Annotated in this window: 24 protein-coding genes; 10 read left to right on the top strand and 14 right to left on the bottom strand. The window is 66.6% G+C overall.

Going from position 1 to position 23,017, the window contains the following annotated elements; all coding sequences use genetic code 11:
• Positions 1–60: 60 nt before the first annotated feature.
• Together ACFQ9R_RS13100 and ACFQ9R_RS13095 are read right to left on the bottom strand one after the other, a co-directional pair.
• Positions 61–477, bottom strand: coding sequence for a helix-turn-helix domain-containing protein (locus ACFQ9R_RS13100; protein WP_019044759.1), 417 nt, complete (start codon positions 475–477; stop codon positions 61–63).
• A gap of 365 nt (positions 478–842) precedes the next feature.
• Entirely contained in the window at positions 843–2,006 is a 1,164-nt protein-coding gene (locus ACFQ9R_RS13095) for a steroid 3-ketoacyl-CoA thiolase (protein WP_378990655.1), read from the bottom strand.
• Between the two features lie 132 nt (positions 2,007–2,138).
• On the opposite strand from ACFQ9R_RS13095, the gene ACFQ9R_RS13090 reads away from it, so the two are divergent.
• Entirely contained in the window at positions 2,139–3,428 is a 1,290-nt protein-coding gene (locus ACFQ9R_RS13090) for a cytochrome P450 (RefSeq protein ID WP_378990654.1), read from the top strand.
• A gap of 60 nt (positions 3,429–3,488) precedes the next feature.
• Here the strand turns inward: ACFQ9R_RS13090 and ACFQ9R_RS13085 are convergent, their stop codons facing one another.
• From ACFQ9R_RS13085 to ACFQ9R_RS13065, 5 genes are read right to left on the bottom strand one after another with little or no spacing between them, the layout of a single operon-like run.
• Positions 3,489–3,905 (bottom strand): nuclear transport factor 2 family protein, encoded by a 417-nt coding sequence (locus ACFQ9R_RS13085; RefSeq protein ID WP_378990652.1) that lies wholly within the window; start codon positions 3,903–3,905, stop codon positions 3,489–3,491.
• Entirely contained in the window at positions 3,902–4,792 is an 891-nt protein-coding gene (locus ACFQ9R_RS13080) for a TIGR03619 family F420-dependent LLM class oxidoreductase (protein WP_378990651.1), read from the bottom strand. Before ACFQ9R_RS13080 ends, ACFQ9R_RS13085 begins: the two co-directional genes overlap by 4 nt.
• Positions 4,789–5,958, bottom strand: a complete 1,170-nt coding sequence (locus ACFQ9R_RS13075; RefSeq protein WP_378631669.1) for a thiolase domain-containing protein — start codon at positions 5,956–5,958, stop codon at positions 4,789–4,791. Before ACFQ9R_RS13075 ends, ACFQ9R_RS13080 begins: the two co-directional genes overlap by 4 nt.
• Entirely contained in the window at positions 5,955–6,950 is a 996-nt protein-coding gene (locus ACFQ9R_RS13070; RefSeq protein ID WP_378632448.1) for a thiolase domain-containing protein, read from the bottom strand. The genes ACFQ9R_RS13075 and ACFQ9R_RS13070 overlap by 4 nt, the downstream gene beginning before the upstream one ends.
• Positions 6,951–6,996: 46 nt before the next feature.
• Positions 6,997–7,962: a Zn-ribbon domain-containing OB-fold protein gene (locus ACFQ9R_RS13065; RefSeq protein WP_378990650.1), complete on the bottom strand. Its 966-nt coding sequence runs from the start codon at positions 7,960–7,962 to the stop codon at positions 6,997–6,999.
• A 60-nt stretch (positions 7,963–8,022) separates the two neighbouring features.
• Between ACFQ9R_RS13065 and ACFQ9R_RS13060 the strand changes: the two genes are divergently transcribed.
• On the top strand, positions 8,023–9,060 hold the full coding sequence (locus tag ACFQ9R_RS13060) for an LLM class F420-dependent oxidoreductase (RefSeq protein WP_378658154.1): 1,038 nt from the start codon (positions 8,023–8,025) through the stop codon (positions 9,058–9,060).
• A gap of 21 nt (positions 9,061–9,081) precedes the next feature.
• Entirely contained in the window at positions 9,082–10,614 is a 1,533-nt protein-coding gene (locus ACFQ9R_RS13055; protein WP_378631673.1) for an acyl-CoA synthetase, read from the top strand.
• Between the two features lie 13 nt (positions 10,615–10,627).
• Here ACFQ9R_RS13055 and ACFQ9R_RS13050 read toward each other — a convergent pair whose 3' ends face one another.
• Positions 10,628–11,626, bottom strand: coding sequence for a sigma-70 family RNA polymerase sigma factor (locus ACFQ9R_RS13050; RefSeq protein WP_378990649.1), 999 nt, complete (start codon positions 11,624–11,626; stop codon positions 10,628–10,630).
• Between the two features lie 150 nt (positions 11,627–11,776).
• Here ACFQ9R_RS13050 and ACFQ9R_RS13045 point away from each other — a divergent pair, with 150 nt between their 5' ends.
• On the top strand, positions 11,777–12,193 hold the full coding sequence (locus ACFQ9R_RS13045; protein ID WP_378990648.1) for a VOC family protein: 417 nt from the start codon (positions 11,777–11,779) through the stop codon (positions 12,191–12,193).
• 51 nt (positions 12,194–12,244) lie between these two features.
• On the opposite strand, the gene ACFQ9R_RS13040 is transcribed toward ACFQ9R_RS13045, so the two are convergent.
• Entirely contained in the window at positions 12,245–13,027 is a 783-nt protein-coding gene (locus tag ACFQ9R_RS13040) for a crotonase/enoyl-CoA hydratase family protein (RefSeq protein WP_378913823.1), read from the bottom strand.
• 61 nt (positions 13,028–13,088) lie between these two features.
• Between ACFQ9R_RS13040 and ACFQ9R_RS13035 the strand changes: the two genes are divergently transcribed.
• Positions 13,089–14,732: an acyl-CoA synthetase gene (locus ACFQ9R_RS13035; protein WP_378990646.1), complete on the top strand. Its 1,644-nt coding sequence runs from the start codon at positions 13,089–13,091 to the stop codon at positions 14,730–14,732.
• Between the two features lie 90 nt (positions 14,733–14,822).
• Here ACFQ9R_RS13035 and ACFQ9R_RS13030 read toward each other — a convergent pair whose 3' ends face one another.
• Positions 14,823–16,001 carry an FAD-dependent oxidoreductase gene (locus ACFQ9R_RS13030; RefSeq protein WP_378990645.1) on the bottom strand — a complete coding sequence of 393 codons (1,179 nt, stop codon included), beginning with the start codon at positions 15,999–16,001 and terminating at the stop codon, positions 14,823–14,825.
• Positions 16,002–16,100: 99 nt separating this feature from the next.
• Between ACFQ9R_RS13030 and ACFQ9R_RS13025 the strand changes: the two genes are divergently transcribed.
• On the top strand, positions 16,101–16,685 hold the full coding sequence (locus ACFQ9R_RS13025) for a TetR family transcriptional regulator (RefSeq protein ID WP_378990644.1): 585 nt from the start codon (positions 16,101–16,103) through the stop codon (positions 16,683–16,685).
• Between the two features lie 69 nt (positions 16,686–16,754).
• On the opposite strand, the gene ACFQ9R_RS13020 is transcribed toward ACFQ9R_RS13025, so the two are convergent.
• Genes ACFQ9R_RS13020 through ACFQ9R_RS13005 form a run of 4 tightly spaced genes read right to left on the bottom strand, consistent with a single transcriptional unit; the run spans position 16,755 to position 19,746 of the window.
• On the bottom strand, positions 16,755–17,144 hold the full coding sequence (locus ACFQ9R_RS13020; RefSeq protein WP_378990643.1) for a type II toxin-antitoxin system death-on-curing family toxin: 390 nt from the start codon (positions 17,142–17,144) through the stop codon (positions 16,755–16,757).
• On the bottom strand, positions 17,141–17,380 hold the full coding sequence (locus tag ACFQ9R_RS13015; RefSeq protein ID WP_378990641.1) for a type II toxin-antitoxin system Phd/YefM family antitoxin: 240 nt from the start codon (positions 17,378–17,380) through the stop codon (positions 17,141–17,143). Before ACFQ9R_RS13015 ends, ACFQ9R_RS13020 begins: the two co-directional genes overlap by 4 nt.
• 52 nt (positions 17,381–17,432) lie before the next feature.
• Positions 17,433–18,530 (bottom strand): acyl-CoA dehydrogenase family protein, encoded by a 1,098-nt coding sequence (locus tag ACFQ9R_RS13010; protein WP_378990640.1) that lies wholly within the window; start codon positions 18,528–18,530, stop codon positions 17,433–17,435.
• Positions 18,531–18,552: 22 nt separating this feature from the next.
• Positions 18,553–19,746, bottom strand: a complete 1,194-nt coding sequence (locus tag ACFQ9R_RS13005) for an acyl-CoA dehydrogenase family protein (RefSeq protein WP_378990639.1) — start codon at positions 19,744–19,746, stop codon at positions 18,553–18,555.
• A 186-nt stretch (positions 19,747–19,932) separates the two neighbouring features.
• Here ACFQ9R_RS13005 and ACFQ9R_RS13000 point away from each other — a divergent pair, with 186 nt between their 5' ends.
• From ACFQ9R_RS13000 to ACFQ9R_RS12985, 4 genes are all read left to right on the top strand, one after another.
• Positions 19,933–20,121 carry a ferredoxin gene (locus ACFQ9R_RS13000; protein ID WP_056819344.1) on the top strand — a complete coding sequence of 63 codons (189 nt, stop codon included), beginning with the start codon at positions 19,933–19,935 and terminating at the stop codon, positions 20,119–20,121.
• A gap of 43 nt (positions 20,122–20,164) precedes the next feature.
• Complete coding sequence (locus ACFQ9R_RS12995) at positions 20,165–21,067, top strand: 3-oxoacyl-ACP reductase (RefSeq protein ID WP_378990638.1); 903 nt, start codon at positions 20,165–20,167, stop codon at positions 21,065–21,067.
• A 325-nt stretch (positions 21,068–21,392) separates the two neighbouring features.
• Complete coding sequence (locus ACFQ9R_RS12990; RefSeq protein WP_358180900.1) at positions 21,393–22,157, top strand: ABC transporter permease; 765 nt, start codon at positions 21,393–21,395, stop codon at positions 22,155–22,157.
• A 5-nt stretch (positions 22,158–22,162) separates the two neighbouring features.
• Positions 22,163–23,014, top strand: a complete 852-nt coding sequence (locus ACFQ9R_RS12985) for an ABC transporter permease (protein ID WP_056819342.1) — start codon at positions 22,163–22,165, stop codon at positions 23,012–23,014.
• Positions 23,015–23,017 lie beyond the last annotated feature (3 nt).

Below are 23,017 nucleotides of genomic sequence, written 5' to 3'. Positions count from 1 at the left end.
CCTATTTACGGCCGTACCCAGGACACCATCAGGTGCGTCAGGCCGGCCGCTGCGTGGATCCTATTCTGTTCCGTCCGGAGGAATTTCGGGCAAGCCTTCGCTGGCCCGTAGCTTCTCCGCCATCGAGGTGAGCAGATTCTGTGATTCTTCGGACAGGTCGAATGCCCTACTCGACAGTCGACGAAGTCCATAACCCTGCAGCTGCGCGAGCAGCTCCAGGTCGTGATCGATCTTGGCCGCGTAGATATCGTTGAAGAAGTAGTCAGGCTTGACCTTGAAGAACTTCGCCAGGGCGGCCACCGTCTCGTCGGACGGATTCGTTCGTTGTCCCGACCGCAACTGCGAGAGATACGGCTTCGAGATCGGATGCCCGGAGGCAGTCAGCGCAGCCGCAACCTCTGCGTTGGTGTGCGGCTTGCGCCCCGGGGGATGCACGGTTTCGAACAGCTTGTTCAGCCGCGCCGCGAAATCAGCCATTGTGAGCCGCCCAATTCCCTTCACTGTACTAACAGTCGTTATCTCGGATACGTATCATTGATATTAGCGGCTCAGTAACTGAAAACCTACGCCTGATTGGGGATTTCTCTACGATTTCCGACGCTCACCTGCGTGCAGGGGCGGCGGCGGTCGCGTTTGCGGGTCGCGCCAACGACTCTTGTGGAGCGCTGGGGTGCCCGGGTTCGTGCCCGTCGCGGGGTTCTTCCACCATGCCCCCATGATAGCCCAAAGATAGCTGACATCTCATGATCCCCCTGCCCCCCGTGACTTTGTGGCGTACGACACGTTCCGGGCGCCCTGGGATGAATGTTCAACCTGGGCGCCCGGTTTCGGTAAGGGCCAGTCTACAGGCGCTCGATGATGGTGCCCGTCGCCAGTGCGCCGCCGGCGCACATCAGCACCATGGCAGTGCCCTGACCTGTGCGTTCGAGTTCGTGTAACGCGGTCGTGATCAATCGGGAGCCGGTAGAGCCCACAGGATGCCCGATTGCGATCGCGCCGCCGTTGACATTTACCCGTTCCATGTCAGGTTGATGTACGGCAGCCCACGAAAGTGCGACCGACGCGAATGCTTCGTTGATCTCGAATAGATCGATATCGCCAATCGTCATTCCGGAGCGCTCGAGCAGTCGGGTGCACGCCTGCACCGGACCGTCCAGATGGAACTCCGGTTCGGCGCCGACGAGTACCTGGGTGTGAATCCGGGCGCGCGGACGCAAACCCTTTCGGCGCGCGACGGTTTCGTCCATCAGCAGCACGGCGGCGGCGCCGTCGGAGATCTGGGACGAGGTGCCCGCGGTGTGGATGCCGTCGGCCACGACCGGTTTCAGCGCCGCCAACCCTTCGCGGGTGGTCGCCCGCAGGCCCTGATCGCGGGCGACCTCAACCTTTTCGCCGGTGGCCACGCCCTCGCCATCGAGTACCGGCGCCGAGACCGGAAGTACCTCGCGGTCGTAGCGGCCCTCGGCCCACGCCTTGGCCGCCAATTGCTGGGAGCGCAAACCGAATTCGTCGATATCGGACCGGGTGATCCCGCGCCTGCGGGCGATGCGCTCGGCGGCGCCGAACTGGTCGGGCAGATCGATCGACCACGACGCGGGCCGTCGCGGCCCCGCCTCGGTGCCGACATTGGCGCCGAGCGGCACCCGGCTCATCGCCTCGACGCCGCACGCGACGCCGACGTCGATCGCGCCGGTGGCGATGAGGCCCGCGATGAGGTGGTTGGCCTGCTGGGCCGAGCCGCACTGGGCGTCGATCGTGGTCGCGCCGGTCTGCCACGGCAGGCCCGCGTGCAGCCAGGCGACGCGGGTGACGTTGTTGGATTGCTCGCCCGCCTGGGTGACGCAGCCGCCGATCACCTGCTCGACCTCGGCCGGGTCGAGACCCGCCCGGTCGAGTAGTCCGCGCTGGGCCAGGCCGAGCAATTCGGCGGCGTGCAGTCCCGAAAGTTGCCCTCGACGTTTGCCGATGGGGGTCCGCACGGCCTCGACGATCACGGGTGTGCCCATGTGATTCTCCCTTATAACTGCAACAGGTTCTGATCTTGAGCTCAGGGTAAAACCGCGAGGTTCTTCCGTCGCGGCGACCGCTATGCTTGAATGATTATAGAACGTGTTTCAGTTTGTCGAAGGAGACATCTGGTGGTAGATCCGAGCACCGCACACGCCGGCCCCGTGACGGGTGCCCGGCCGAACCTGCCGGACGGGTTCGACGTTACCGACCCGGCGATCTACGCCGAGCGGATTCCGGCCGAGGAGTTCGCCGAACTGCGTCGTACGGCCCCGATCTGGTGGAACCCGCAGTCGCCCGAGGTGGGCGGGTTCCATGACGACGGCTTCTGGGTGGTGAGTAAGCACGCCGACGTCAAAGAGGTGTCGCGCCGCAGCGATGTGTTCTCCACCTTCGAGAACACCGCGATCCCGCGCTTCAACGACGACATCCAGCGCGAGCAGATCGAACTGCAGCGCTTCGTCCTGTTGAACAAGGACGCCCCCGAGCACACCAAGCTGCGCAAGCTGATCGCCAAGGGCTTCACCCCGCGCGCGATCAACGGCCTGCGCGCCGAACTCTCGGCCCGTGCCGAAGGCATTGTGAAGCGAGCCCTCGAGTCCGGCAGCGGTGACTTCGTCACCCAGGTGGCGTGTGAGCTGCCGCTGCAGGCGATCGCCGAACTGATCGGTGTGCCGCAGGAGGACCGGATGAAGGTCTTCGACTGGTCCAACGACATGACCAGCTACGACGATCCCGACAGCACGGCCGATCCGGTCGCCGCGTCGATGGAGATCCTCGGCTACGCCTACCAGATGGCCGAAGCCAGGAAGGCCTGTCCGGCCGACGATCTGGTGACCACGCTGATCGAGGCCGACGTCGACGGCGAGCACCTCACGCCGGAGGAATTCGGCTTCTTCGTGATCGTCCTGGCCGTCGCCGGCAACGAGACGACCCGCAACGCCATCACCCACGGCATGATCGCCTTCATGGAGAACCCCGACCAGTGGGAGTTGTTCAAGAAGGAGCGCCCCGCCACCGCGGCGGACGAGATCATCCGCTGGGCCACCCCGGTGACCTCCTTCCAGCGCACCGCGCTCGAGGACACCGAACTCGGCGGCGTGCAGATCAAGAAGGGCCAGCGGCTCGTGATGCTGTACCGCTCGGCAAACTTCGACGAGGACGTGTTCGAGAACCCGGAGACGTTCGACATCACCCGCGCCGACAACCAGCACCTGGCCTTCGGCGGCACCGGCGCCCACTTCTGCGTCGGCGCGAACCTGGCTCGGCTCGAGGTCGATCTGATCTTCAACGCGATTGCTGATCATCTGCCCGATATCACGCAAATCGGTGATCCGAAGCGGCTGCGTTCGGGTTGGCTCAATGGGATCAAGGAGCTGCCGGTCGATTACAAGCCCGCCGGCTGCCCCGTCGCGCACTGAGTCGCTGACAACGAGAACAGCCCGAGACCGAAAGGTCCCGGGCTGTTCTCGCGTTTACTGCTAGACGACGGGACGCGTGGTCGCGACCGCGCGGTCCACTTCCCAGAACGCGCGCAAAGCGGCGATCTTCCCGTCGGCATCGACCTTGTAGGTGAACACGCCCTCGGCGTCGATGACGTGGCCGGCCATGGTGGTGCGGATCAGGCCGGTGAAGGCGATTTCGTTCCCGCAGGCGAAGGAGTCCTCGAAGCGGAATTCGATGGATTCGGTCAGGGCGATGGCCTTGTCCCAGAAGGCGCCGATGGCCTCGTGGCCGCGGTGGCCGACGCCCTCCGGATCGAAACCCGAAGGACCGACGGGATCTTCGACGATGCCGTCCTCGGCGAACAGGGCGACCCAGGCCGCCCGGTCCTTCGCCCTGACCGCGGCCTGAGATGCCAGGCCCGCGGCGCGGGCGGTGCGTTCGATGGTGGTCATGGCTGCACCTTCGCGATGATGGGGTCGGCGATGTACTTCTCGGCGAACTTGCGCAGCGAGTCCTGCTTGGCCGCCAGCTCGCCGTCGAACCCGATGCCGTCGGCCAGCCACGGCACCACGATGTTGTCGGTGACGCCCGCGTCGGCCAGGTCCTGATAGCCGTCGCGGCCGAACTTGTCGATACAGACGGACTGGATCTCGAAGGGCTCCTCGGACCGGCCGTATTCGGCACGCAGGTCGCGCAGCGTGCCGATGGTGGTGACCAGGTCGTCGAACTTCATCATCGCCGAGGTCCAGCCGTCACCGATGCGGGCGGCCCGGCGCAGCGCCGGGCCGGTGTGCCCGCCGATGTAGAACGGCACCCGCTCACTCGGCGCCGGGCTCATCTGCAACTGGTCGAAATCGAAGAACTCGCCGTGGAATTCGACCATGCCGCCGTCGAGGACGAGCCGGATGACCTCGATCATCTCGTCGACTCTGGCGCCGCGACGCGCGTACGGGACACCGCACCATTCGAATTCCTCAGGTGCCCAGCCGATCCCGATGCCGAACCCGAACCGGTTGCCCGACAGGTTGGCGATCGAGCCGACCTGTCGGGCCAGCAGCAGCGGATTGCGCGAGCCGAGCTTGAGGACATTGGTGTAGAAGCGCAGGGTCGTGGTGACCGCGGCCATGGACGCGGCGGCGATCAGCGGATCCACCCACGGAGTCTCCGGCCCCCAGAAGCGGCTGCCGTCCGGGGTGTACGGGTAGTCGGCGGCCTGTGACTTCATGTAGAACAGCGAATCGGGCAGGCCGATGGAGGTGAACCCGCATTCTTCGGCCGTCTTGGCCAGCTCGGTGAGCTGATCCAAGGGGCTCAGTGCGACGCCGAGGGTGAATTTCATGCCGGACGCTCGCTTCCCACGACCCACATCGAAAAGTACTGGGAGCCACCGCCGTACGCATGACCGAGGGCCTTGCGCGCGTTCGGCACCTGGTACGCGCCCGCGCGGCCCATCACCTGCTTGGCCGCTTCGGCGAACCGGATCAGGCCGGAGGCGCCGATCGGGTTGGACGAGAGAACGCCGCCCGACGGGTTCACCGGAATGCGCCCGCCGATCTCCGTCTCACCCTTGTCGGTGAGCTTCCAGCCGTCGCCCTCGGCCGCGAAGCCGAGATTCTCGAGCCACATCGGCTCGAACCAGGAGAACGGCACGTAGATCTCGGCGACGTCGATCTCTTCCAGGGGATCGGTGATCCCGGCCGATTTCCACAGGGCTGTGGCCGCGTCCCGGCCCGCCTGCGGATTCACCTGGTCGCGACCGGAGAAGGTGGTCGGCTCGGTGCGCATCGCGGTGCCGTGGACCCAGGCCACCTTCTTGCCCTCGGCTTCGACCACCGCGGCGGCCTCGGCATCGCCGATCACCACGGCGCACGCGCCGTCCGACGACGGGCAGGTCTCGTCGAAACGGATGGGATCCCAGAGCATTTGGGAGGCCAGCACCGACTCGAGGGTGATGTCGGGCTGATGCAGGTGTGCGAGCGGGTTCTTCGCGCCGTTGCGTCGATCCTTCACCGCCACCATGGCGCCGATGTGCAGTGGTGCGTTCGAGCGACGGATGTAGGAGCGCACGTGGGGGGCGAAGTAGCCGCCCGCGCCCGCGCCGACCGGCATGGTGAACGGCACCGGAATCGACAACGCCCACATGGCATTCGACTCCGACTGCTTCTCCCAGGCGATGGCGAGGACACGCTTGTGCACCCCACCCTGCACCAGGTTGGCGGCGACGACGCCGGTCGAGCCGCCGACCGAGCCCGCGGTGTGCACGCGGATCAACGGCTTGCCCGCCGCACCGAGCGCCTCGGCCATGTACAGCTCGGGCATCATGACGCCCTCGAAGAAGTCGGGGGCCTTGCCGACGACGACAGCGTCGATGTCGGCGATGGTCAGACCCGCGTCATCGAGTGCGCGATCGATGGCCTCACGGCACATGCCCGACATGGACACGTCCGTACGTTTTGTCACGTGATGGGTTTGGCCGGTGCCGAGCACCGCTGCGGGGAAGCTCACTTGACCTCCATGACGGCGACCAGATTCTGTTGCAGCGCAGGGCCGCTGGTCGCATGAGCGAGGGTCCGGTTCGCGGTGCCGGACATGATGGCTTGGGCGGCGCTGCCGATTCGTTCGAGACCCGCGGCGAACATCGGATTGGCGGCGAGGGCGCCACCGGAGGGATTGATCCGGGTGTCCGCGGACAGCCCGATCGCTTCCGCGAGGATCAACTGCTGGTGACTGAACGGCGCGTGCAGCTCGGCGACGTCGAAGGTGGTGTTGCCGCCGGTCGCCACCGCGGCCGCCTTGGTGGTGGAGGGGGAGCGGGTCAGGTCGCGACCGCCGAGCGCCTGGGCGTCGATGTTGTGCGCGATTCCGGTGATCCACGCGGGCCGCTCGCAGAGCTCGCGCGCACGGTCGCCGACCGCGAGCACGATCGCGGCCGCGCCGTCGGTGATCGGCGCGATGTCGTGGGCGCGCAGCGGGTCGGCCACATAGGGTGCGCCGAGGTCACCGCCCGCGACCGCCGCCATGTCCTGCTCGGTCCACCGGCCGGAGTCCAGGCCGGCACGTGCCTGCAGACCCGCGATCGAGACCGCGTCGGGCCACATCGGTGCGACCAGGTAGGGGTCGAGCTGCATGGTCAGCACCTGGCGCAGCGTGCCTGCCGACGACTTGCCGAAGCCGTACACGAGTGCGGTCTGCGCCTGTCCGGAACGCAGCTTCACCCACGCTTCGTAGAGGGCCCACGCGGCGTCCATCTCCACGTGCGATTCGTTGATCGGCGGGACGGCGCCGATCGCGTCGATCGCCGAGATGAACGAGAACGCGCGTCCGGCGAGGAAGTCGGAGGACCCCGAGCACCAGAAGTCGATATCGGACTTGGTGATGCCGAGATCGGCGTAGAGCTGCTGGAAGCACGGCACGAGCATCTCGACGCCGTTGGTGGTGCCGTGGGTTTCGGGTACGTGTGGTGCGTGGGCGAAGCCCACCACCGCGATCTCGGGCAGGCTCGCGTCGCTGCCGGAGGATGCTGATGTGGTCAACGTCGCCTCTCTAGAGGTGGTGCTGGTAGGACTCGTAGGGAGCGTCGGGCTCCCCGGTGGGCCGGAAGTGGTCGATATTGGCCAGCGTGTGGCCCCACTCCTCGCGGGGTTTCCACACCGCCTCGACCTGCATGCCCATCCGCACCTCGTCGGCCTCGCAGCCGAGGATCAGGTGCAGGACCGGGATGTCGGCGCCGTCGAGGAGCACATAGGCGGCCACGTACGGCGGCTTGATCCGCTGGCCGAGGAACGGCACGTTGACGATGCAGAAGGTGGTCACCGTGCCCTTGTCGGACAGCTCGACCAGATCGTCGGTGGGTCTGCCGTCGGTCGGGTTGGCGCCGCGCGGCGGGAAGTACACCCGCCCGCCCGCTTCGGAGCGGCCGCCGATGAGCTTGCCTTCGGCCAGCCCGCGCAGATAGACGCTCTCCTGCGGAGAGGCCGTGTGCTTGTAGTCGAGGTCGACGGGCGTGGTCAGGATGGTGATCGGTGTTTGTTCGGAGTAGTCGGCGGGGCTGGTGCGCTCGCCGGGTTCGAAGCAGGCGATGTCCTGGATGCGGCCGGTGCGCTCGTCGGCCCAGCGGGCACTGACCCGCATTCCGGTGCTGAGTTGTCCTGGGTCGGTCACGTCCAGGGCATGCAGCAACGCCGTGTCGGCGCCGTCGAGCTGGATCAGCGCCCATGCGAACGGTCGGTCGAACGGCTGGCCGGGCAACGGCTCGGACACCCACGTCCAGGACGTGACGGTGCCGGTCGCCGCGACCTCGACCAGTTCGGCCAGCGCCGCGCTGGTGTGTGGATCGTATTCGGGCGGTGGCACGAGTATTCGCCCGTCGCTGCCGCGCGCGCCGAGTATCCGGCGTTCGCGCAGTCCGGTCAGAAATGCGCCGATGATGGGTCCGACGGACCTGGTGTAGTCGAATCGCACCCTCAGGGGTGCACTCAATACTTCCACTGCGGTATTCCCCTGGGTCACGATATCGAGTAGAACAGGTTCTTATTCTGCTCGCAAGGATTCGCCGAAAGGGCGCCGATCATGAAATTCGGATTGCAACTCGGATACTGGGGCGCGCAGCCGCCCGCCAACGCAGGCGAGCTGGTGGTCGCGGCCGAGGAAACCGGCTTCGACGCGGTGTTCGCGGCCGAGTCGTGGGGCTCGGACGCCTTCACCCCGCTGGCCTGGTGGGGGTCGTCCACCGAGCGCGTGCGGCTGGGCACCTCGGTCGCGCAAATGTCGGCCCGCACTCCCGCGGCGGCCGCGATGCACGCGCTCACGCTGGATCACCTCAGCGGCGGCCGGGCCGTTCTCGGCCTCGGCGTCTCCGGACCGCAGGTGGTGGAGGGCTGGTACGGACAGCCCTTCGCGCAGCCGCTGCGGCGCACGCGCGAGTACGTCGACATCGTGCGCAAGGTGCTGGCCCGCGAGGCGCCGGTGACCTCGGACGGCAAGCACTACGGTCTGCCCTACACGGGTCCCGCAGCGACCGGGCTCGGCAAACCGCTCAAGCCGATCGTGCATCCGCTGCGCGCCGATCTGCCGATCTGGCTGGGTGCGGAGGGTCCGAAGAACGTCGCACAGACCGCTGAGATCGCCGACGGCTGGCTCGCGATCTACTACGCACCCCGACTGGCCGGGATGTACAACGAGTGGCTCGACGAGGGCTTCGCGCGGCCGGGCGCGCGCCGTTCGCGCGACGACTTCGAGATCGCGGCGAGTGCGCAGGTGGTGATCACCGACGATCCGGCCGGCGAGATCGAGCGGATGCGCTGGGTGAGCGCGCTCTACATCGGCGGCATGGGCGCGCCCGAGCTGAACTTCCACGCTCAGGTGTACAAGCGGATGGGCTACGCCGCCGAGGTCGACGAGATCTCCGCACTGTTCCAGGCGGGACGCAAGGCCGAGGCCGCGGCGGCGGTGCCCGACGAGCTGATCACCGACACCGCGATCTTCGGCGACGAGGCCCATGTCCGCTCCCGGTTGAAGGAATGGGAGGACGCGGGCGTGACGATGATGCTGATCTCGGTCTCGGATGCCGAACAAATGCGTCGGCTCCAACCCCTTGTCACCATGTAGAACACGTTCTAAATTCGAGGGGTGAGCCAGCAGACAACGGAAGTCCTCGGACTGTGGAATATCGCCGAGGCCGATCCCGAACGGATCGCCCTCGTCGACCCGGACGGTAGAGAGATCAGCTATCGAGAATTGGCCACCCTCGCCAACCGGTACGCCAACGGGCTACGCGGCATCGGATTGCGCACCGGCGACGTGGTGGTCAGCATGCTGCACAACGGGGTCGAGGCCATCGCCGCGTACTTCGCCGCCTACCAAGCCGGTTTCTATATCGTCGCGGTGAACTGGCACCTCACCGCGCCGGAGATCGCCTACATCCTCGGCGACAGCGAGGCGTCGGCGTTCCTGGCCAGTGAGCGGTTCGCCGACACCGCAGCCGAGGCCGCCGACCTCGCGGAACTGTCCGCCGACGCCCGTTTCTCGGCGGGCACCATCCCCGGCTTCCGGCCGGTGTCCTGGCTCGGCGCCGCCGACACCGGTCGTCCGGACGAGCGGTCCATCGGCGCGCCGATGCTCTACACCTCGGGCACCACCGGTCGGCCCAAGGGCGTTCGCCGCCCGCTGACCGGCGCGGATCCCGATGTCGTTCCCGCGGCGAACCAGGCCTACTTCAGCCTGTTCGGCCTCGGTCCCTACGACGATCACGTGCACATCTGCGGTTCGCCGCTCTATCACACGGCCGTGCTGAACAACTCGACGATCTCGATCCAGATGGGGCACAAGCTCGTGCTGATGGATCGCTGGGACGCCGAAGGCATGCTCGCGCTGATCGAGAAGTACAAGGTCACCCACAGTCACATGGTGCCCACCCAGTTCAACCGGCTGCTGGCCCTGCCCGACGAGGTGCGGGCCCGCTACGACATGTCCTCGCTGCGCAGCATGATCCACGGTGCGGCACCGTGCCCGCCGGACACCAAGCGACGCATGCTCGAGTGGTGGGGACCGGTCGTCACCGAGTACTACGCCGCGACCGAAGGCGGCGGCACGGTGATCACCGGCGCCGAGTGGCTGGAAAAGCCGGGCTCGGTGGGCAAGGCGTGGCCGTGGTCGGTGGTGAAGGTGCTCGACGAGCAGGACGGCACCGAACTGCCCGCGGGCAAAGAGGGCCTGATCTACATGAAGATGGGCGCATCCAGCTTCGAGTACCACAAGGCCAAGGAGAAGACCGAGGAGTCACGCGTCGGTGAGATGTTCACCGTCGGCGACATCGGCTACTTCGACGCCGACGGTTACCTGTTCCTCTGCGACCGGCGTTCGGATCTGATCCTGTCCGGTGGGGTGAACATCTACCCGGCCGAGATCGAGGGCGTGCTGATGAGCCACCCGAAGATCGCCGATGTGGCGGTTCTCGGTGTGCCCGACCCGGATTGGGGTCAGCAGGTGAAGGCGTTCGTGCAACCGGTGCCCGGCACCGAGGGCAGCGACGAACTCACCACCGACATCCTCGAATTCGCCGCGAGCCAGCTCGCGAAGTACAAGCTGCCCCGCACGGTGGAATACCGTGCGGAGCTGCCCCGCGATCCCAACGGGAAGCTGTACAAGCGCCGCCTGCTCTGAATTTCGTTCCCGCTCAGACGGGCTCGCGCCACTCCGGCTCGAGCCCGAAGAGCGGGAACAGGCGCTGGGTGTCGAGGAAGAAGTTGAGGCCGGCGATAGTGTCGCCCTCGAGTTCGAGCACCGTGATCGACCACGGCACCCAGACGCCGGGCTCCTCGCTCGGCTTGTAGTGGCCGAAGGCGGGCGAACCGTTGGCGCCGACCAGCGGCACCATCCGCGAATTGCGGCACGCGCTGCCCGTGCTGAGCATGAACGCGGCCACGTTCTCCGGGCCCGAGATCCAGAGATCGAACGGCGGCATCGACAGCGCCACATCGGCTTTGAGCAGGGTGGTGAGCGCGTCCATGTCGTAGGCCTCGAACGCCTTGACGAAATCGTCGATCAGTTTGCGCTGATCCGGATCGGTCTCGTCGAAGCTGTCGGACACGGTCGGCTGCACCTTTGACATGGTGGCCCTGGCCCGCTGCAGCGCGCTGTTCACCGACGCCGGCGACATCATCAGCGCCTCGGCGGTCTCACCCGCGGAGAAGCGCAGCACCTCGCGCATGATCAGGATCGCGCGCTGAGTGGCGGGCAGGTGCTGGCAGGCCGCGACGAACGCCAGGCGCAGCGTGTCCCTGGTGGAGGCGTGGTCGGCCGGGTCTGCGCCGAAGGCCAGCGCGTTCGGGATCGGCTCGATCCATACGTAGTCGGGCTGGGGCATGGGCAGCGGTGAATCCGGGCGGCCCGGCCCGTTGAGATCCATCGGTCTGGCACGACTCTGGGGACGGTCGAGCATGTCCAGACAGATATTGGTGGCGATCTTGTAGAGCCACGAGCGCAGGCTCGCGCGGCCCTCGAAGGAATCGTAGGAGCGCCAGGCGCGGGTAAAGGTTTCCTGCACTGCGTCTTCGGCCTCGAAGGAGGACCCGAGCATCCGGTAGGCATACGCGCACAACTCGCGCCGATGCGTCTCGAATTCGGCGAGTACAGCGGGATCGGGGCCGGTGGTGGCGGTTGTGGCGTCGCTCATAGTTTCACGATGCCACAGGGGTCCGACAGCCGACAGAGGCGAAAACGGACTATCGCGATTTCGCGAACTTCGCGCCGATGCGATGAATCCGCGTCGACCGCCACGTCTACATGTTCGAGACCGCAACGACGCCCCGAAAGGCTGAATCCCATGAGCAACAAGATGATCTTCATCAACCTCCCCGTCGCCGACCTCGACCGCTCGAAGAGCTTCTACGAGGCGCTGGGCTGGAAGGTCAACGAGGATTTCACCGATCAGAACGCGTCGTGCATCGTCATCGACGACAACATCTGCCTGATGCTGCTGACCAAGCCGTTCTTCTCGACCTTCAGCACGCGTCCGATCGCCGACACCATCAACACCGCCGCCGCCGGGTACGCGCTGTCGCTGGCCAGCGCCGAGGAGGTCGACGCGCTGACCGACGCCGCAGTCGCCGCGGGCGCCACCGAGCAGACCAACGAGGACAAGCGCGCCCAGGAGGCCCAGGTCGGCATGCACGGCCGCACCTTCCTCGACCCCGACGGCCACCAGTGGGAGCCGTTCTACATGAACTACCCGGGCGCGTAGGCCCCACCGCCATCAGGCCGCCGGGCGCCGAGCCCGGCGCCCGGCGGCGTGTCAGGAGCCGGTGAAGTTCGGCTTGCGCTTCTCGGCGAAGGCTCGCGGCCCTTCCTTGGCGTCGGCTGATCGGAACACCTCGATGCCGATCTTCGCCTCGATGGGAAACGCCTCGTTCTCCGGCATGGCCTCGGTTTCACGCAGGGTGCGCAGCATCGCCTGGACAGCGAGCGGGCCGTTGTCGGCGATCTGGCCTGCCAGTGCCATGGCCTTGTCGAGGGCGGTTCCGTCGGGGACGACGTGTCCGATCAGGCCGATCTCCTTGGCCTCGGCAGCGGTGATGTGCCGACCGGTCAGCAGCAGATCAGCGGCCACCGTGTACGGGATCTGCCGGGCCAGCCGCACCGCGGAACCACCCAGCGGGAACAGGCCCCAGCGGGCCTCGGAAACGCCGAACTTCGCGCTTTCCCCGGCCACGCGCAGGTCGGTGCCCTGCAGGATCTCGGTGCCACCGGCGATAGCGGGGCCCTCGACGGCCGCGATCAGCGGCTTGGCCAGTCGCCGTCCCTTCAGCAGCGCGGGGAGGTAGGCGGGGTCCCAACTGCCGGAGGAGGCGGTGTCCCCGGGATGCTGCGAGCTCATCGCCTTCAGATCCATTCCCGCGCAGAAGGCCCCGCCCGCACCGGTGAGGATCGCGACGCGGATGTCGGGATCGCTGTCCACCTGGTCCCAGGCGTCGCGCATGATCGCCATCATCTCGCCGGAGAGGGCGTTGCGCGCCTCGGGGCGGTTCATGGTGACGATGAGGACATGGTCGCGTTTCTCGACCAGGCAGTGGGCCATTTTCGTACTCCTGACAAGTTGAGTCTTGTCAGAAACAGTAACACGTTCTATTTTTGTCCTTGTGAGCTACAACATAGCCGATCTCGTCGAACATGCCGTCGACTTGATGCCCGACCGGATCGTGCTGGTCGGCGAACATCGAGAGTCGACCTACGCCGAACTGGAGGAGCGGGCCAACAAGTTGGCCCACTACCTGCTGGAACAGGGTGTGCGTCCCGGCGACAAAGTCGGAATCTATTCCAGGAACACCGTCGAGGCCGTCGAGGCGATGGTTGCCGTCTTCAAGGCGCGGGCGGTGATGATCAACGTCAACTTCCGCTACGTCGAGAACGAGTTACTGCACATCTTCGACAACTCCGACATGGTCGCGCTGATCCACGAGCGCCGCTACACCGACAAGGTGGCGGCGGTTCGGGAGAAGGTGCCCGCCCTGAAGACGGTGATCGTCGTCGAGGACGGCACCGATGGGCCCACCGGCGCGGACACTGTGGAGTACGAAGCGGCCTTGGCCGATTCGTCGGGTGAACGTGACTTCGGGGAGCGCTCGCCCGACGACATCTACATGCTCTACACCGGCGGCACCACCGGCCTGCCCAAGGGCGTGATGTGGCGGCACGAGGATGTCTGGCGGGTGCTCGGCGCCGGCATCAACTTCGTCACCGGCGAGTACACCAAGGACGAGTGGGAGCTGGCCAAGGTCGGCGCGGCCAACCCGCAGATGGTGCGCTTCCCGATTCCGCCGATGATCCACGGCGGCTCGCAGTGGGCCACCTTCCACAGCCTGTTCGGCGGTGGCAAGGCCGTGATGATTCCCGAGTTCAGCGGGCACGGAGTGTGGCAGGCCGTCGACAAGCACGGCATCAACCTGATCTTCATCACCGGCGACGCGATGGCGCGCCCGATGCTCGACGCGCTGGCCGAAGGCAACCCGGAAACCGGTGAGCCCTACGATCTTTCGACCCTGTACGTGCTGGCCAGCAGTGCGGCGCTGTTCTCGCCGTCGCTCAAGGACAAGTTCCTCGAGGTGCTGCCCAACCGGATGATCTCCGACTCCATCGGTTCCTCGGAGACCGGTTTCGGTGGACTCTCCCTGGTCGCCAAGGGCGCCACCCACACCGGTGGTCCCCGGGTGAAGATCGACGCGGCCACCCAGGTGCTCGACGAGGAAGGCAATCCGGTCGAACCGGGTTCCGGCGTCGTCGGCCTGCTGGCGCGCAGCGGGCACATCCCGCTCGGTTACTACAAGGACGAGGTCAAGTCGGCCGCGACGTTCAAGGAGTTCAACGGCGTTCGCTTCGCGATCCCCGGCGACTACGCGCGCGTCGAGGAGGACGGCTCGGTCACCATGCTCGGCCGTGGTTCGGTGAGCATCAACAGCGGTGGCGAGAAGATCTACCCCGAAGAGGTGGAGGGCGCTCTCAAGGCGCACCCCGAGATCTTCGACGCGCTGGTGGTCGGGGTCGAGGACGCCCGCTGGGGCCAGCGAGTGGTCGCCGTCGTCCAGTGTCGTGGCGAGAACCGCCCCACCCTGGCCGACCTGAAACCGGTACTGGCCCAGGAGATCGCGTCGTACAAGCAGCCACGCAGCCTGTGGTTCGTCGACGAGATCAAGCGCTCGCCCGCGGGCAAGCCGGACTACCGATGGGCCAAGTCGCAGACCGATGAGCGGCCTGCGGACGAGCACGCGGAGGCGGGCTCGGCGTAGTACCCGCACGATACGAACAAGCCCGCCCGGCAGCGTCGCCGGGCGGGCTTTCGTCGTGTTCGGAATCGGTGGTGGGGAAACGGGTTCCGGTCAGCGGTTGCCGAGTTCGGAGAGTTGGTAGGCCAGCTTGGCGCGGACCGCGGGGATGCGGGTGAGCAGGCGGAAGGCGGTGTTGCGGGCGGTGCGTGCCGGGGCGGACTGGAGGGTCGCCATCGAGGTCATGCGGTGGGTGAAGGCGACGACGTCGAGTGCGATGGGCCTGCGGGTGGTTTCGTAGGTGTCGAGAATCGAATCCGGTTCGCCTGCGTCGACTTTCGCCAGCAGAGAGCCCAGGAGTGCCGCGTCCTGGATGCCGGTGTTCATGCCCTGGCCGCCTGCGGGGCTGTGGACGTGGGCGGCGTCGCCCGCGAGGAGGACGCGGCCTGCGCGGTACTGGTCGGCTACGCGGTGGTGGACCCGGAATCGGGAGCTCCACAGCACCTCGTCCACGTGGATCTCGCCCGCTGGGCCGCGGGTGTTCAGCAGGGTCTGGATATCGGTGCGGGTGGGGTGTTCCGGGGCGTCGTCGACGGTGGCGACGACGCGGTAGCGGTTGTGCGCGTCGTCGGGAAGGGGCGCGACCACGGTGACGCCTTCGGGGGAGAGGTGCAGCGACACTTCCGAACGCGGGGTAGGCCAGCTCATGCGGACGTCGGCGAGGACGAAGGAGGCGGGGTAGGTATCGCCCGTGAAGCCGATGCCCACTTGCTCGCGCACGACGCTGTGCATGCCGTCGGCGCCGATGACATAGTCGGCCTCGATCTCGCCGCCCTGGTCGTTCTCGTCGACGTATTCGACAGTGACGCTGTCGTTCTCGTCGCTGACCCGGGTGACGGTGAGCGGCCGGTGTACCGTGCCGCCCAGCTCGTGCAGCCGGTCCAGGAGCACCTGCTCGGTGACGTCCTGCGGCACCATCAGCGTGTACGGGAAGGCGGTGGGGAGATCGCCGAACTCGATGGTGGCCAACGTCTTCGCGCCGTCGTGGAGCTTGAAGGTGGGCACCTGGATTCCGAGTTCGACGAGCTTGCTCGTGATGCCGAGCCCGTCGAGCACCTCGAGTGTCCTGGCGTGCACCACCGCGGCCCGAGAAGTGTTGGCGCCCTCGCCGAGTCGATCGATGAGCACATGGTCGACGCCGGCTTCGGCGAGCACGATCGCGGCGGTGAGCCCGGCGGGACCCGCGCCGACGATGACGACGGAGGTGGCTTCGGGAAGTGAGGTGGCGGGCATTTCGACTCCTGGTCAACGCTTGTTTGCCAACGCTTGTAGGCATAACGGTAAACCCGCTCACGGATGAAAGTCAACAGTTGTTGGCCTACAATTGTTGACATGCCTGACCAGGAGATTCCCACCCGTCGTTCCGACGCGACGAAGGCCGCCATTCTCGAGGCCGCTCGCGCCCGCTTCGCCGCCGACGGCTACGCCAAGGCCACGATCCGCGCGATCGCCGCCGACGCCGAGATCGATCCCTCGATGGTGATGCGCTATTTCGGCAGCAAGGACGGCCTCTTCGCCGCCGCCGCTCAGATCGACCTGGACCTCCCCGACCTGAGTGCCGCCGACCCGAACGCCATGGGCGAGTTGATGATCCGCCGCTTCCTCGAGATCTGGGAGGGCAACGACAACACCGTTCTGCTGATCCTGCTCCGCTCTTCGATCACCGACGAGGCGGTCGCGGCCCGCTTCCGTGAGATCTTCGCCGACCAGGTCCTGCCCGCCGTCCTCCGCTTCGGCACCCCCGCAGACGCCCCGCGTCGTGCCGCGCTTATCGTCACTCAACTCCTGGGCCTGGCCCTGTGTCGGTACGTCCTGCGGCTGCCGCCGGTAGTCGCGCTTACGCCACAGCAGATCGTCACCGACCTCGCCCCCACCCTGCAGCGCTACCTGACTTCGGGGTTGGATCTCCATCGGTAAGCAGGAGTGCATCGGTGCCTTGCGACGCCATTTGAGGCGCGGCCGGCCTACGGCGTCAAGAGTCGGTGGTCAGTGCTTCAAAGCGGTAGCGAGACGGGATGCGATCTCGGGAACATCGATCACTGCGCCACTGGCGACGTCGATCATGAGGTTGTACGTGAGGTCTTCGTCGAGAGAGCTCGTGTCGATGCCGTTGTAGGCCAGGAAGACGATCGCGCCAGCGATGGCAAGACGCTTGTTGTCGTCGACGAGTGGGTGGTTGGCTGCGATCGAATGCAGGAGCGCTGCGGACTTCTCCCAGATGCCTGGGTAGGCGTCGGTCCCGAACACGGTGGTTGCCGGGCGCGCGGCCGCCGAGGCGAGCAGTCCCGCGTCGCGTACGACGTACGGCCCTGCCACATCCTCGGCGATTGCTCGCAGGTCGGCGACCGTGAGGTAGTAGATCTCCGCTTCGCTCACTCGGCGAGCCTGTCGAGCAGGCTCCTGTGACGCTCGGCGAATTGTCGCGATAGTGCGCGGACTTGGCTGTTTGCGGTCTCGGCCATCGAATCCGGCACCACGGCCGCTACGCGGCGGCCATGACGGGTCAAGTGCACGACGGTGCCGCTCTCGGCGGCCGCAATCACCTCGGCGAGGCGCTCCCTGGCTTCACTTACCGGGAGTTCCCAGTTCTCGGGCGAGGGGGCTGCAGTCATGCTTTGAATTGTACATCTTGGCCGACAGTTCGTACGAACTGTCGGCCAAGAGTTAGTTCGCCAGTTCCGCGCCGAGGGCGAGGAGGTGGGGAGTTGCGCCGCCGAGGGCGAATTCGTGGTGCTTGGCGGCGGTGAAGTAGTTGTGGGTGATGTGGTCGCGGTCGATGCCGAGGCCGCCGTGGACGTGGACCACGGTGTGGGCGACCTTGTGTCCGGCCTCGGCCGCCCAGAACTTGGCGATGTGGATGGCCTCGGCGGCGGGCAGGTCCTCCGACAGGCGCCAGGCGCCCTGGGTGACGGTGAGGCGAAGGCCGCCGATGTCGATGTAGGCGTCGGACAGGCGCTGGGCGACCGACTGGAACGAGCCGATCGGCTTGCCGAACTGCTCGCGGGTACGGGTGTGCTCGGCGGTCAGCTCGAGTGCGCGCTCCAGCGTGCCGAGTTGCAGGGCCGACAGGCCGAGCCAGGCGTGTTCGCGCAGCCAGGTGAGGATGTCGGCGCCCGCCTCGATGCTGCCGAGCAGTTCGGCGGGGGTGGCGGCGAGGTCGACGGCGAACTCGGGGCTCAGGTCGACGACCTGCTGGGCGGTGCGGGTGACCGAAGCGTGCTCCGGATCGACCACGAACACGCCGACACCGGTAGAGGTGATGGCGGGCACCAGGATTCGTTCGGCACGATCGGCGACGGCGACCGTGGTCGCGGTACCGGTGAGCGTCCATCCGGCGCCGGCGGCCTGGGCGACGATCCCGGGTGCGTCGGTGGTGGCGCGCAGTTCCTCGGCCAGCGCGGCGGTGAGCACGATCTCGCCCGCGCCCGCGCGCGCGGCCAGCTGCTGCTGGTCGGCATTGCCGAACTTCGCCAGCGCGCCCGCGCCGAGGACGATCGACCACAGGTAGGGCACCGCGGCGACGACGCGGCCGAGTTCACGCAGGATCGCGGTCTGCTCGAGCATGCCGAAATCGCTGCCGCCCAGGGCTTCCGGCAGCGCGGCGGCCAGCACGCCGGTCTCGGCGAGCGACTTCCAGAGCTGCTCGTCGAAGCGGGCGGCGGTGTCGAGTTCGCGCAGCCGATCGGCGGTGACCAGCTTGGCGCAGATCTCGCCGGTCAGCCGGGCGAGATCGGTCTGGGCTTCGGTGGGAGTGAAATCCATGGGGAGATACCGGCTTTCGGAATCAGCGGGCGGACGCGGGCTGGCGCAGGGCGGTCATGGCGATGATGTCGCGCTGGACCTCGTTGGTGCCGCCGCCGAAGGTGAGAATCAGTGCGGCGCGGTGCATCCGCTCGAGCCGGCCGAGCAGTGCGGCGCCGGGGGAGTCCTGGCGCAGGTACGCGTGGGGGCCGACGACCTCCATCAGCAGGCGATAGGCCTCGGTGGAGAGTTCGGTGCCGTAGACCTTGCAGGCGGAGGCGTCCCACGGCTTCGGCGCGGCCTCGCCGCCCTGATCGGCGCGGCTGGCGATCTCCCAGTTCAGCAGCTTGAGGTATTCGACCTTGGCGTGCACCCGAGCCAGGTTGAGCCGGGCCCATTCCTGGTCGATCACGCGTTTGCCGTTGGGCAGGGTGGTTTCCCGTGCCCACTCCACGGTCTGGGCGACCGCGAGGCTCAGCGGACCCGCCGAGGTGAGGGCGACTCGCTCGTGATTGAGCTGATTGGTGATGAGCGACCAGCCGCCGTTCTCGGGACCGACCACCGACGAGGCGGGCACCCGCACGTCCTGGTAGTAGGTGGCGCTGGTGTCGGGCCCGGCCATCGTGTGCACCGGCGTCCAGGAGAACCCGTCGACATCGGTCGGCACGATGAGCATCGTGATGCCCTTGTGCTTCTTGGCGGCCGGATCGGTGCGCACGGCCAGCCAGATGTAGTCGGCGTAGGCGATGAGGCTGGTCCACATCTTCTGGCCGTTGATGACGAAGTCGTCGCCGTCGCGCACCGCGGTGGTCCGCAGCGAGGCCAGGTCGGTACCGGCGCCCGGCTCGGAGTAGCCGATGGCGAAGTGCAGCTCACCGGAGGCGATCTTGGGCAGGAAGAACTTCTTCTGCTCTTCGGTGCCGTACTGCATGATCGTCGGCGCCACGGAATTGAGCGTCAGGAAGGGAACCGGCGCGCCCGCGATGGCCGCTTCCTCGACGAAGATCAGCTGATCCATCGTGGTGCGGTCCTGGCCGCCGTACTCCTTGGGCCAGCTCAGGGTGAGCCAGCCGTCGCGGCCCATGTCGCGCACGACCTCGCGGTACACGTTGCCGGAGCCGTATTCGCCGGTCGTCATGCTCAGCGCCGCGCGACGTTCCGGTGTCATCAGCTTCGCGAAATATTCGCGCAGCTCGGCGCGCAATTCTTCCTGCTGCGGCGTATACGCGACGCGCATGCTTCCTACCTCGGTGTCGAGCTGAAAGGGCGGGTGGCGGGGCGCAGGGGGTGAGCCCCGCCGAAACCGATCATTGCATATGAACTGGAACATGTTCCAGTATTGATGGTGATTCGGTGCCTGTTCCGCTTCGGGGACCAGGCTGTCTGGGTTAGTGTCGCGAAGACCGTGTGGAAGGAAGTTCTCATGAAGATCATCGTCGATTTCGACCGATGTGAAGCGAACGGCGTCTGTGTAGGAATCGCCCCTGACATGTTCGAACTTGATGACGACGACATGTTGACCGTCGCCGAGGGCGATGTCGCGCCCGATCGCCTCGCCGATGCGGAGGAGGCCGTGGCGCAGTGCCCCAAGGCCGCGCTGAGGTTGGCGTGATCCGCTCTTGTCGGATGGTGGAACACGTTCTAGAGTCGGCCGAATGAGTGTGACGCAGATTTCATTGGAGGGCCGGGTCGCCATCGTGACCGGTGCGGGCGCCGGGCTCGGCAGGGCCGAAGCTCTCGCGCTGGCGTCGGCCGGTGCGGCGGTGGTCGTCAATGACCTGACCGAGGACGCGGCGGCCGAGACCATCGCCGCCATCCGCGAGCTCGGTGGCAAGGCGGAATTCGTCGGCGGCTCCATCGCCGAGCGCTCGACGGCCGACGCGCTCGTCTCGACCGCGCAGGAATCGCTGGGCGGGCTCGACATCGTCGTCAACAACGCGGGCATCACCCGCGACCGCATGCTGTTCAACATGTCCGACGAGGACTGGGACGCGGTGATCGCGGTGCATCTACGCGGACACTTCCTGCTCACCCGCAACGCGGCCGCCTACTGGCGCGCGGCATCCAAGGCGGCGGGCGAGCCGGTCTACGGCCGGCTGGTCAACACCTCCTCGGAGGCGGGCCTGCTCGGACCGGAAGGCCAGGCGAACTACGGTGCGGCCAAGGCCGGCATCACCGCCCTCACGCTCACCGCGTCGCGCGTGCTGTCCAGGTACGGCGTGCGCGCCAACGCGATCTGCCCCCGGGCCAGGACCGCGATGACCGAGGCGGTCTTCGCCGACGCGCCCGAAGGCGCGGTCGACCCGCTGGCGCCCGAACATGTGGCCAAGCTCGTGGCCTACCTCGCCTCGCCCGCGGCCGATGCCGTGAACGGTCAGGTCTTCGTCGTCTACGGACCGATGGTGGCGCTGATGGCGGCGCCGACGGTCGAGCGGCGATTCGATGCCGCGGGTGCCGAATGGTCCGAGGCCGACCTGGCCGCCACCCTCGGTGGCTACTTCGCAGAGCGCCCTGCGGATCACACCTTTTCGGCGCGCGACCTCCGCGATCTGGGCTGAGCAGTCCAGTCCACGGTTTGCCTGATGTTGGCTGACCGCATACCCCGCCGGATTTGTCTCGCCTGTCGTGTTGATCACCAGTCCAGGTATTGGTAGACATGACCGTCGGGGTGTGTGCCGCCTCACAGGAAGGTCGCCGAATTGAATAAGTATCCGTTTCAGTTTTGACAGCGTTTTACGAGAAAAAGTCCTGCTCTGAGTCTACGAATATGGCAGACATTAGTAGGAACATGTTCTAGTCTTTGGGCAGTCTTCAGATCGGGGTGGCGGTGAAGTACGGGTACGCGGACACATCGGTCCGCCCGTCGAAAGAGGAGGATTCGGTATGAACAACCTCCTTGCTGTCCCGTTGCGGGCGGTCGGCGGATTCTTCGAACTCGGCGCGGAAGTGGCACGCGCCACCGTCCGTAAGCCATTTCAATGGCGCGAATTCATCGACCAGGCCTGGTTCGTGGCTCGCGTCTCGATCGTGCCGACGCTGTTGGTCGCCATCCCGTTCACGGTGCTGGTGGTCTTCACGCTCAACATCCTGCTGCGCGAGATCGGCGCCGCCGACCTCAGCGGCGCGGCCGCCGCGTTCGGCGCCGTCACCCAGGTGGGACCGATCGTCACGGTGCTGATCGTGGCGGGCGCGGGCGCCACCGCGATCTGCGCCGACCTGGGCGCACGCACGATTCGCGAAGAGATCGACGCGATGAAGGTGCTCGGCATCGACCCGGTCAGCCGACTGGTCGTGCCGCGCGTGTTCGCCTCGATGTTCGTGGCACTGATGCTCAACAGCCTGGTGTGCACCATCGGCATCGCCGGCGGCTTCGTGTTCTCGGTCTTCCTCCAGGGCGTGAACCCCGGCGCGTTCGTCAACGGGATTCCGCTGCTGACGAATCTGTCCGAGCTGATCATCTCCGAAATCAAGGCGGGCCTGTTCGGCTTGATCGCCGGAATGGTCGCCTGTTATCTCGGGCTCCAGGTCAAAGGCGGACCCAAGAGCGTCGGTGACGCGGTGAACCAAACAGTGGTATTCGCGTTCATGGCGCTGTTCGTGGTGAATGTCGTTGTCACCGCGATCGGCCTGAAATTCACGGTGCGGTGACCACGATGGCATTCATAGTTCGCAGTAAGTTCCCGCGCACGGTCCGCCGTTTCGACCGAATGTCGAAATCGGTGGATTCCCTGGGCGATCAGGCCATCTTCTACATCAAGGCGCTCGGCTCGGTGCCGCGCGCGCTGGTGCACTACCGCACCGAGACCATCCGCCTCATCGCCGAGATCAGCATGGGCAGCGGCGCTTTGGCCGTGATCGGCGGCACCGTGGTGATCGTCGGCTTCCTGACCCTCATGGCAGGCGGCACCATCGCGGTGCAGGGCTACAGCTCGCTCGGCAATATCGGTGTCGAGGCCCTGACCGGCTTCTTCGCCGCCCTCATCAATGTGCGCATCGCGGCACCGGTGATCTCCGGCATCGGTCTGGCCGCCACGATCGGCGCCGGCGCGACAGCGCAGCTGGGCGCGATGCGTGTGGCCGAGGAGATCGACGCGCTGGAATCCATGGCGATCCGGCCGATTCCGTTCCTGGTCGGCACCAGGGTGCTGGCGGGCATGATCGCGATCGTGCCGCTGTACGCGCTCGCGGTGATCGCCTCGTTCATCGCCAGCCGGTTCGCGACCGTCGTGATCTACGGGCAGTCGGCAGGCGTCTACGACCACTACTTCTCGACCTTCCTCATCCCGAGCGACATCCTGTGGTCGTTCGCGCAGGCGATCGTGATGGCACTGGCCGTGATGCTCATCCACACCTACTACGGTTTCCACGCCGCGGGTGGTCCGGTCGGCGTCGGCATCGCGGTCGGTAACGCGGTGCGGTCGTCGCTGATCGCTGTCGTCACAGTGACGCTGCTGATCTCGCTGGCGATCTACGGCACCTCCGGCAACTTCCACCTCTCGGGATAGCGT

The sequence above is a fragment of the Nocardia sp. NPDC056541 genome (genome assembly GCF_042794235.1).
In the GTDB taxonomy this organism is placed as follows: domain Bacteria; phylum Actinomycetota; class Actinomycetes; order Mycobacteriales; family Mycobacteriaceae; genus Nocardia.
Note: the sequence above shows the minus strand (reverse complement) of the source record. Positions and strands in the feature narration are given on the sequence as shown.

Bases quoted from the DNA above. Each gene is read 5' to 3' on its own strand.
- ACFQ9R_RS12990 (WP_358180900.1), top strand. From the start codon at position 21,393: ATGAACAACCTCCTTGCTGTCCCGTTGCGGGCGGTCGGCGGATTCTTC.
- ACFQ9R_RS13040 (WP_378913823.1), bottom strand. From the start codon at position 13,027: ATGGCCCACTGCCTGGTCGAGAAACGCGACCATGTCCTCATCGTCACC.
- ACFQ9R_RS13045 (WP_378990648.1), top strand. From the start codon at position 11,777: ATGAGCAACAAGATGATCTTCATCAACCTCCCCGTCGCCGACCTCGAC.
- ACFQ9R_RS13060 (WP_378658154.1), top strand. From the start codon at position 8,023: ATGAAATTCGGATTGCAACTCGGATACTGGGGCGCGCAGCCGCCCGCC.
- ACFQ9R_RS13095 (WP_378990655.1), bottom strand. From the start codon at position 2,006: ATGGGCACACCCGTGATCGTCGAGGCCGTGCGGACCCCCATCGGCAAA.
- ACFQ9R_RS13100 (WP_019044759.1), bottom strand. From the start codon at position 477: ATGGCTGATTTCGCGGCGCGGCTGAACAAGCTGTTCGAAACCGTGCAT.
- ACFQ9R_RS12985 (WP_056819342.1), top strand. From the start codon at position 22,163: ATGGCATTCATAGTTCGCAGTAAGTTCCCGCGCACGGTCCGCCGTTTC.
- ACFQ9R_RS13010 (WP_378990640.1), bottom strand. From the start codon at position 18,530: ATGGATTTCACTCCCACCGAAGCCCAGACCGATCTCGCCCGGCTGACC.
- ACFQ9R_RS13030 (WP_378990645.1), bottom strand. From the start codon at position 16,001: ATGCCCGCCACCTCACTTCCCGAAGCCACCTCCGTCGTCATCGTCGGC.
- ACFQ9R_RS12995 (WP_378990638.1), top strand. From the start codon at position 20,165: ATGAGTGTGACGCAGATTTCATTGGAGGGCCGGGTCGCCATCGTGACC.
- ACFQ9R_RS13000 (WP_056819344.1), top strand. From the start codon at position 19,933: ATGAAGATCATCGTCGATTTCGACCGATGTGAAGCGAACGGCGTCTGT.
- ACFQ9R_RS13005 (WP_378990639.1), bottom strand. From the start codon at position 19,746: ATGCGCGTCGCGTATACGCCGCAGCAGGAAGAATTGCGCGCCGAGCTG.
- ACFQ9R_RS13050 (WP_378990649.1), bottom strand. From the start codon at position 11,626: ATGAGCGACGCCACAACCGCCACCACCGGCCCCGATCCCGCTGTACTC.
- ACFQ9R_RS13085 (WP_378990652.1), bottom strand. From the start codon at position 3,905: ATGACCACCATCGAACGCACCGCCCGCGCCGCGGGCCTGGCATCTCAG.
- ACFQ9R_RS13080 (WP_378990651.1), bottom strand. From the start codon at position 4,792: ATGAAATTCACCCTCGGCGTCGCACTGAGCCCCTTGGATCAGCTCACC.
- ACFQ9R_RS13025 (WP_378990644.1), top strand. From the start codon at position 16,101: ATGCCTGACCAGGAGATTCCCACCCGTCGTTCCGACGCGACGAAGGCC.
- ACFQ9R_RS13015 (WP_378990641.1), bottom strand. From the start codon at position 17,380: ATGACTGCAGCCCCCTCGCCCGAGAACTGGGAACTCCCGGTAAGTGAA.